The organism is Armatimonadota bacterium (genome assembly GCA_013359125.1).
Taxonomy (GTDB): Bacteria; Armatimonadota; Fimbriimonadia; order Fimbriimonadales; family GBS-DC; genus JABWCR01.
In genome coordinates, this window is the sequence record JABWCR010000022.1 from 45,895 (window position 1) to 53,196 (window position 7,302).

Here is a 7,302-nt window from a genome sequence, read left to right on the forward strand (position 1 = left end):
TACCTTCTAAGCCCTCTTTGAACGCTTCTCCTTAGCAATCGGCAAGGAGATTCTCACCGTAGCTCCTTCTCCCGGAGAAGACTCTAAACCGAATATGCCTCCCCATCGGGCCGCGCGCTCCATCATGCCGCGGATGCCCAGTCCTTCATATCGATCCCGAGCGCTTTCTGGATCAAAACCAACGCCATCGTCGCTGACCTCGATGGCCAGCGCTTCTCGGCCAACGTCGATCGCAATCTTGACCTTGGTCGCTTTAGAATGGCGCACAACGTTGTTGACCGCCTCTTGCACCGTGCGATAAACGTCCTGCTGAAGTTCCTTCGAAAGCTCGACGTGGCCCAGATCTATCCTGAGGTGCGGCTGCAATCCGGTCGCCAGACGAGCGTTCTCAGCCAACTCCGTAACCGCAGCTTCCAAACCGAGATCCTCGAGAACGGACGAGCGCAGACCGGTCGACACTTCTCGCACCTTTCGAATGAGATCGCCCACTACGCTCTTGGCTCGATCCATCAGGTCTGGAGTCACTCCCGACCGCTCGCACTGCTCGATGGTGTGGCTGAGAGCCGTTAGATACTGGGCCACTTCATCGTGCAATTCCGACGCAATGCGTTTTCGCTCGTCCTCTTGAGCCCTCTGGAGCCGATCGGTCATGGCGATCAGTTCTTCCGTCCGTCGCCGAACAGCCGTCTCCGCCCTATGTCGGTCGCTGATGTCCCGCACAATCGAGGCGACTCCCACCCCCAGCACCTGAACGAGCCGAGCCTCGAACCACCGACGTTGGCCGTCCTTGGCGTTGAGTGCGAACTCAAAAGTATTAGGCGAGCGGCTCTGCGCCATGTCGGGCAACAGACCTTTAATCCGCTGAGCCAACTCGGGATGAAGGCATTGATCGTAGGTCTTGCCGTTGATCGGATCGCAGTCCGGCAGTATAAGGCCAAAGCCCGCGCTGTCCTGGTGCTCCAACAGTCGACCGTCCTTGCCGATCAAAAAGTACAGATCGGGCAGCGCGTTCATAACGGCGGTCAATCGCCCTTCTGCCAGACGGTGCTCCGTTACGTCGCGCCCCACGGTCTGGTACTCGACCACATTCCCCTCACCGTCGAACATCGCTCGGTCCACCCAGATCAGGTCACGCATCTCGCCATTAGCATTGGGCGCGGGAAACTCGATCGATCGCGTCGGATTGTCCGCCGTCATGATCTGCTTGCCTTGCTCTATAGCCTCTTGTGCGGCGTCCCGTATTGCCGGGTCGGCAATCTCCAAAAGATCGCGTCCGATGCATTCGGCCTCGCTCCTTCCAAAAAAACGGCAAAAAGCCTCGTTGACAAACGTGAGCGTCCGATCCGGCAGCCAACGGCACACCAACTCGGTCTGATCCTGGACCACCGCGCGATACCGCCGCTCGCTTTCGGCCAGCCGATTGAGATACTCCACCTCGTCAGTAACGTCCCGAGTGTGCACGAATACGATGTCGGGAAGCACCGGCTGATAGACGACATCCAGCCATCTCGAGATCTTCGAAAACTGATAGTAATACAGCATCCGCCTTTGAATGCGCTTGCCCTTGGCGATCGATTCTAACAAGTCGTCGAACACATGGAGTTGATCCTTGAAAAAATCCCTCGCTCGAATGCCAACGATGTGCTGGATCGTGCCTTGGGTGAGGTCGATCGCAGCCTCGTTGTGCCCGATCAGTTCAAAATCGTCTCCAACGTGCTGCCAAACGAACGCGGGCTGAGGCGTCCCCCTGTAATACTCCTCGTACCGTTTTCTCCACGGCCGCTCTTCCACATCGTCCACTGCATAAGCCAGCCGAAAACCCTTGCTGAGTTCTGTAGTCTTGAAACCGTGAGATTCGAGGCAATCGGCCGTCAAACCGACTTGGCAATGGGCGTTCTTAGCGACAATCTCGCCTCGATCGTTCAGAACGAGCGCAGGAAACGGCAATTGGTCGATCGATAGGTCCATGAACTCACCAAATGCCCCGAAAACCCGCGCCATCGACCGGAATCGCGGCTCCAGACAGATATTGATTCAGATCGGACGCCAAAAAAGCGATCGTCGCCGCCAACGATCTTGGATCGCCGGGACGCCCGGTAGGCAAATTGGAGTGAGTGCGAGCGGCCATCTCCTCTGGCGCAATTCCAGCTCGCGCGGCGCGCTCAGCCACCAATTCCGTCCAACGGTCGGTAGAAAACGGCCCGGGCAGTACCGCATTCACAAAGACGTTGTCCCCAGCGCAAGCCCGAGCCATCGAGCGCACTGCGGCCAAAGCGCCGGCCCGATACACAGCCGACAACGCCAAATCGTCCGCTGGCTCCCGTGCGCTCATCGACGAGATCGTAACCACCCGCCCCCATTTGCGCCGCCTCATCCCAGGCACAAATGCGCGGGTCAAACGCACAAAGGACATCAAAACCAACTGGTGTGCCCTCTCCCACTCGCCATCGTCAAACTCGAAGATACTTCCGGCAGGCGGGCCGCCCGTATTGTGAACCAGAATATCCACCGGTCGATCCCCGATCTCGCGGACAAGGGAAGCGATTGATCGAGGATCGGAAAGATCGCAAACGATAGGCAAGACCTCTCCGCTCAATCGATGCGCCGCATCTTGTATTCGAGCAGAATCGCGGCTGCAAATAACGAGCCTGGCGCCTTCCTGAGCCAATCGCTGCGCCACCGCGAACCCCAATCCCGTGCTGGCGCCCCCAACAAGCGCGGTCTTGCCCTCGATCCCAAGATCCATGTCGGGATTATAGCAAACTACCAGGCGACCGGATGCCAGACGGTCTGAATCTCAACAAAAGGCTCGATGAAGCCCAACCCGCGACCCTTCTCTGTCGCCCACTCCTTAGCAGTCAGCATCGGCGACGAATGAACCCGCTTGATCGAATCGGCCGCCGCAATCTCAATCCCCCTCCGATCGCCCTGGACGCCGCACAACTCGAGCGCATCGATATCGACGTGCCCTGCCAAGTGCGGCAAGAGTTCGGCCTGGCGCCCGGAAAGAAAATTCAACGCCCCGGCCGGAAGGTCGGACACCTCTAACGCCTCGGATAGCGCCAGTCCAGGCACAGGGTGTCGTTCGGGCAACAAAGCGACGACCGAGTTGCCGCCCGCCAATATCGGAGCGATCAGACTGACCAAAGAGAGCAAGGGCGCTTCGTCCGGACAGACGACGCCGACCACGCCGGTAGGCTGAGGTTCGGAGAAATTATGCATCGGGTGCGCGACGGGATTCACGCTGGAGACCAGTGCCGAGAACTTGTCCGTCCACCCGGCATAGTAGATCCACCGATCCACCATTGCGACGGTCTCAGCGCGCGCAGAGGCAATCGTCTGCCCGGTCGATTCTGCCAAGACTCCGGCCAGCTCCTCCGCCCGTCCCTCCAACATCTCGGCCATTCGATAAAGCACCTGTCCGCGATTATACGCAGTCATCTTAGCCCAAGCAGTCTGTCCCTTCCGAGCGGCCCCAACAGCATCGCGCAGGTCCTTTCGCGAGGCCAACGGCACATTGGCCAAGAATCGACCCTTTGCCGTCTCAACCTCGTAGGTGCGGCCCGATTCGCTGCGCGCAAACTCCCCGCCGATCCACAGTTTATAGGTCTTCAGCGCCGACGCCCGCTGGCTCATTGGCCGATTCTACCTGCCTGGGTATAATCTCGCCCAACATGTCCCTCGACCCGAACGCATTGCGACAATGGACGGACGATCACCTTGACGAGCTCATCTCCGACTTCCAACGCCTGTTAAACGCGCCCAGCGTAGAAGGTCCGGCAGAACCGAACGCCCCGTTTGGCGCCGCCGTTCGCCAAGCCATGGACGTTACGCTCGATCTGGGCAAGAAGTTTGGCTTCCGATGCAGAGACTTCGACGGCTACGCTCAGGACATGGAGATCGGCGACGGAGAAGAGTTCGTCGCCTCGCTCGCCCACGTAGACGTGGTTCCTCCCGGCAACGGTTGGGATTCTGACCCTTGGGCCGCCGAGATTCGAGACGGTTACATCTATGCCCGAGGCGCCGAGGACGACAAAGGCGCCGCCATGGCCAGCATCTATGCCGTCCGTGCTCTAAAAGAATTAGGGACGCCCCTCAAGAGGCGCGTCCGCATCGTGATCGGCGGAGACGAAGAAAGCGGGTTTTGCTGTGTCGAGCACTATCTTAAAGTCGTTCCCGAGCGCCCGGTCGCCGGATTTAGCCCGGACGGCGCATGGCCGTTCGTATTTGCCGAGAAAGGCATTTTGAATCTAAAGATCGAGAAAAAAATCGCGTCTGCCCACATTGCCAAGGCCGAAGGCGGCGAGCGGCACAACATGGTGCCCGACCGAGCCAGCGCGACAGTCAAAAGCGCCGAGATTCCTGCAACCCTGCCGGAAGGCGTCTCCGCCGTCGCTCAAGGCGACCATGCCGTATGGACCGCGGCCGGCAAATCGGCTCACGGCAGCCGACCCTCCCTGGGCGTCAATGCCGTCGCTCTGCTGCTCGAAGGCCTCCAATCGCTCAATCTGCCGGACAACGACGCTTGGCTGAACAACGCGCTCAAAATAGCCCGATCTCAAGACGGCGATGCCCTGGGAATAGAGCACGAAGACGAAGTAACCGGCCCCCTGACCTCTAACTTAGGCGTGTTCAGCTACGACGGCCAGACCGCGCGAATGACGATCAACATCCGATACCCGGCGACCTGGTCGCTGGGCGAACTGATGGCGCGATGCGAGCCGACCGTGAGAGCGATGGGCTTCGAGGTGGTCTCTGTCGACGATTCGCCCCCTCACTACGTGCCTCAGGACAACCCCTTCCTACAGGCTATCGGACGGATTTACCGCGAAGAAACCGGCGACGAGACGCCGCCGCAAACGATGGGCGGAGGCACCTACGCGCGCGTTCTGCCGCCCCTCGTCGCGATCGGCGCCGGATTCGAAGGCGACGGCGCCGCGCACGAGCCCAACGAGCGCATCGCTATCGAAAGTATGAGAAAACTGACCTATCTTTACGCGAGGATGCTCTATGAACTGGCGAACCTATAACCGATGTTAGACGCGATCTTAGCGCCTATAATGAAGTGGACGACCGGCGTCATCTCTGCCGGAGGCTACACCGCCGTCGCGGGCCTGATGGCTATCGAAAGCTGCAGCATCCCTCTCCCCAGCGAGCTGATCATGCCGTTTGCAGGCTTCTTGGTCCACAAAGGCGAGATGAACCTCTTCTGGGCCTCTATAGCTGGCGCGTTCGGATGCATGGTCGGCTCGGCGGTCAACTACTGGGTCGGCGCCATCGGTGGCCGACCGTTCATAGAAAAATACGGACGCTATGTGCTGATCCGAAAGAAAGACCTCGACCGCGCAGACCGATGGTTCGCAAAATGGGGCCTCTGGGCGACCTTTATCGCTCGAATGCTGCCCATTATCCGCACGTTCATCTCCTTTCCTGCGGGCGTCAGCCGCGTCCCCTTCATACCGTTCCTGATCTTGGCCTTTGTCGGCTCGGTGCCCTGGTGCTACATGCTGGGTCTGGTCGGGCTAAAATTGGGCGAAAACTGGACCCACATTCGCGACTATCTGCACGGCTTTGACCTGATCATTGCCCTCGTGCTGCTGGGCCTGTTCGCCTTCTGGCTCTACCACCATCTAAAGCCGGAAAAGGACGAAGAGCAGAAAGAAGCGGCATGAGCCTTCTGATCACCGCCTTCGAGCCTTTTGACGGCGATACGATCAACTCTTCGCTCGAAGCGATGCGCGCCGCTATGCCCTATTTGCCGCAAGCCCGATTCGCCGTTCTGCCCGTCGAATACGACATGGATGTTGAAGCCTCGCGGGCAGCGATTGCCGAATATGACCCCAAAGTTGTGCTACACCTGGGACAATCCCGCTCCGACAAGATTCAGATCGAGCGGATAGCGATCAATCTCAAAAGAGCCTCGCGCGGCGGGCCGCTCGTGCCGATCGATCCTACAGGGCCTGCGGCGCTTTTCTCAACCCTGGACAGCCAAGCGCTGGCCGAGCGCTTGGCGAGTCTGGGCCTGCCCGTAGTCGAATCAGCTCACGCAGGAACCTACATGTGCAACCACATCCTCTACCGAACTCTGCAGGACGCCGCAGATTCGAGCCTAATCGCCGGTTTCATGCACCTGCCCAGATTGCCGGAACAGGCCAAGGATGAGGGTCCGAACTTGCCTCTGGAGACATTGAGGGACGCGGTGATCAAGGCGGGTCAGTGGCTTTATCGCGAACGGGATTTTTTGCAAATGTAGCACAATTTTGAGTACGAATCGCGCCTATAAATCCGGGCGAAAAGGGGGAAATTGGTGGAGCGGAAGGGATTCGAACCCTCGACCTCTAGAGTGCGATTCTAGCGCTCTCCCAGCTGAGCTACCGCCCCAACGCTAGCGATTATACCCAAGCCGATCGATCCAGACGCTCGGCCAAAAGCCGGTGATTTGACCGGTATGAACCTCTCTGCCTCCAAAACCAAGCAGATATGTGATATAACTTCTGCGTAGGGGTTGCGACCAAGGCCGCAGCCCTTCTCGCTATCTAACGGAGGAAATCACGTGTCAAACAAACTGGCCCTATTGGGACTATTCTTCGCGCTCACCGCGGCCATCGCCGCCGCACAGCCTTTCACCTACCAAGGGTTTTTGAGAGATAACGGCAGCCCGGCTACAGGATCCTACAACATGACCTTTCGCCTCTACCCGGTCAATGCAGGGGGAGCTGCCCTGGCCACCGTCGGTCCTGTCTCCGTCAACGCCTCTAATGGCTTGTTCTCTCAAGACCTCGACTTCGGCGTCGTCTGGACCGGAGCCGACCGCTATCTGGAGATCCAGGTGGGCGGCACGATCCTGACGCCTCGGGTTAAGATCAACCCAGCCCCATACGCCTCGTTCGCCCTGCGCCCCTGGGAAACGCTTAGCTCGAACGTCTTCTACAACACGGGCAAAGTCGGCATTGGAACAAACTCGCCGACCCACTCGCTGACCGTCCAGTCTTCCACGTCTGAAACCCTAAGGCTTATCGGCCCAGGCGCGCTCTATGGGTTTAGCGGCCGCATCAACTTCGGCGACGGCAACTTTGTCCACCTGGCAGAAGACGAAGACGACAGGCTCGCCATCCATGCCAACAGAATTGCCCTAATGGGCGGCAATGTCGGCATCAACATCCTTAACCCGACCGCTCCTCTGCACATCCAGTCGAATGCGATCGATCGGGCGCTCTACGCCGACTACGCGGTGGCGGTGCCCCGCGCGGGCGGTGTCGACACCATCCCGTTCACCAGCCGGCCGCTGCCCGATCTGCCGAA

General features: G+C 59.2%; 7 protein-coding genes and 1 tRNA gene. 4 read left to right on the forward strand and 4 right to left on the reverse strand.

All coding sequences use genetic code 11. The features are described 5' to 3' along the window. Positions 1 to 6: 6 nt before the first annotated feature. Genes HUU60_10395 through HUU60_10405 form a run of 3 tightly spaced genes read right to left on the reverse strand, consistent with a single transcriptional unit; the run spans position 7 to position 3,636 of the window. Positions 7 to 2,001: a PAS domain S-box protein gene (locus HUU60_10395; protein ID NUL83118.1), complete on the reverse strand. Its 1,995-nt coding sequence runs from the start codon at positions 1,999 to 2,001 to the stop codon at positions 7 to 9. Next, entirely contained in the window at positions 1,973 to 2,746 is a 774-nt protein-coding gene (locus tag HUU60_10400; GenBank protein ID NUL83119.1) for an SDR family oxidoreductase, read from the reverse strand. Before HUU60_10400 ends, HUU60_10395 begins: the two co-directional genes overlap by 29 nt. 17 nt (positions 2,747 to 2,763) lie before the next feature. Further along, a complete protein-coding gene (locus tag HUU60_10405; protein NUL83120.1) occupies positions 2,764 to 3,636 on the reverse strand; it encodes an aldehyde dehydrogenase family protein in 873 nt (290 codons plus the stop codon). Between the two features lie 38 nt (positions 3,637 to 3,674). Here HUU60_10405 and HUU60_10410 point away from each other — a divergent pair, with 38 nt between their 5' ends. The 3 genes from HUU60_10410 to HUU60_10420 are packed head-to-tail and all read left to right on the forward strand — an operon-like array spanning position 3,675 to position 6,253. Then, on the forward strand, positions 3,675 to 5,030 hold the full coding sequence (locus tag HUU60_10410; GenBank protein NUL83121.1) for a Sapep family Mn(2+)-dependent dipeptidase: 1,356 nt from the start codon (positions 3,675 to 3,677) through the stop codon (positions 5,028 to 5,030). A 3-nt stretch (positions 5,031 to 5,033) separates the two neighbouring features. Beyond that, the gene (locus HUU60_10415) at positions 5,034 to 5,672 is read left to right on the forward strand and encodes a DedA family protein (protein ID NUL83122.1); all 639 of its coding nucleotides are present in this window, start codon (positions 5,034 to 5,036) and stop codon (positions 5,670 to 5,672) included. Then, a complete protein-coding gene (locus HUU60_10420) occupies positions 5,669 to 6,253 on the forward strand; it encodes a pyroglutamyl-peptidase I (GenBank protein ID NUL83123.1) in 585 nt (194 codons plus the stop codon). The genes HUU60_10415 and HUU60_10420 overlap by 4 nt, the downstream gene beginning before the upstream one ends. 52 nt (positions 6,254 to 6,305) lie before the next feature. Here the strand turns inward: HUU60_10420 and HUU60_10425 are convergent. Further along, a tRNA-Ala gene (locus tag HUU60_10425) sits at positions 6,306 to 6,381 on the reverse strand. A gap of 172 nt (positions 6,382 to 6,553) precedes the next feature. Between HUU60_10425 and HUU60_10430 the strand changes: the two genes are divergently transcribed. Further along, a partial coding sequence (locus HUU60_10430; GenBank protein ID NUL83124.1) for a hypothetical protein occupies positions 6,554 to 7,302 on the forward strand: 749 nt, incomplete at its 3' end.

Bases quoted from the DNA above. Each gene is read 5' to 3' on its own strand.
- HUU60_10395 (NUL83118.1), bottom strand. From the start codon at position 2,001: ATGGCGCGGGTTTTCGGGGCATTTGGTGAGTTCATGGACCTATCGATC.
- HUU60_10400 (NUL83119.1), bottom strand. From the start codon at position 2,746: ATGGATCTTGGGATCGAGGGCAAGACCGCGCTTGTTGGGGGCGCCAGC.
- HUU60_10405 (NUL83120.1), bottom strand. From the start codon at position 3,636: ATGAGCCAGCGGGCGTCGGCGCTGAAGACCTATAAACTGTGGATCGGC.
- HUU60_10410 (NUL83121.1), top strand. From the start codon at position 3,675: ATGTCCCTCGACCCGAACGCATTGCGACAATGGACGGACGATCACCTT.
- HUU60_10415 (NUL83122.1), top strand. From the start codon at position 5,034: ATGTTAGACGCGATCTTAGCGCCTATAATGAAGTGGACGACCGGCGTC.
- HUU60_10420 (NUL83123.1), top strand. From the start codon at position 5,669: ATGAGCCTTCTGATCACCGCCTTCGAGCCTTTTGACGGCGATACGATC.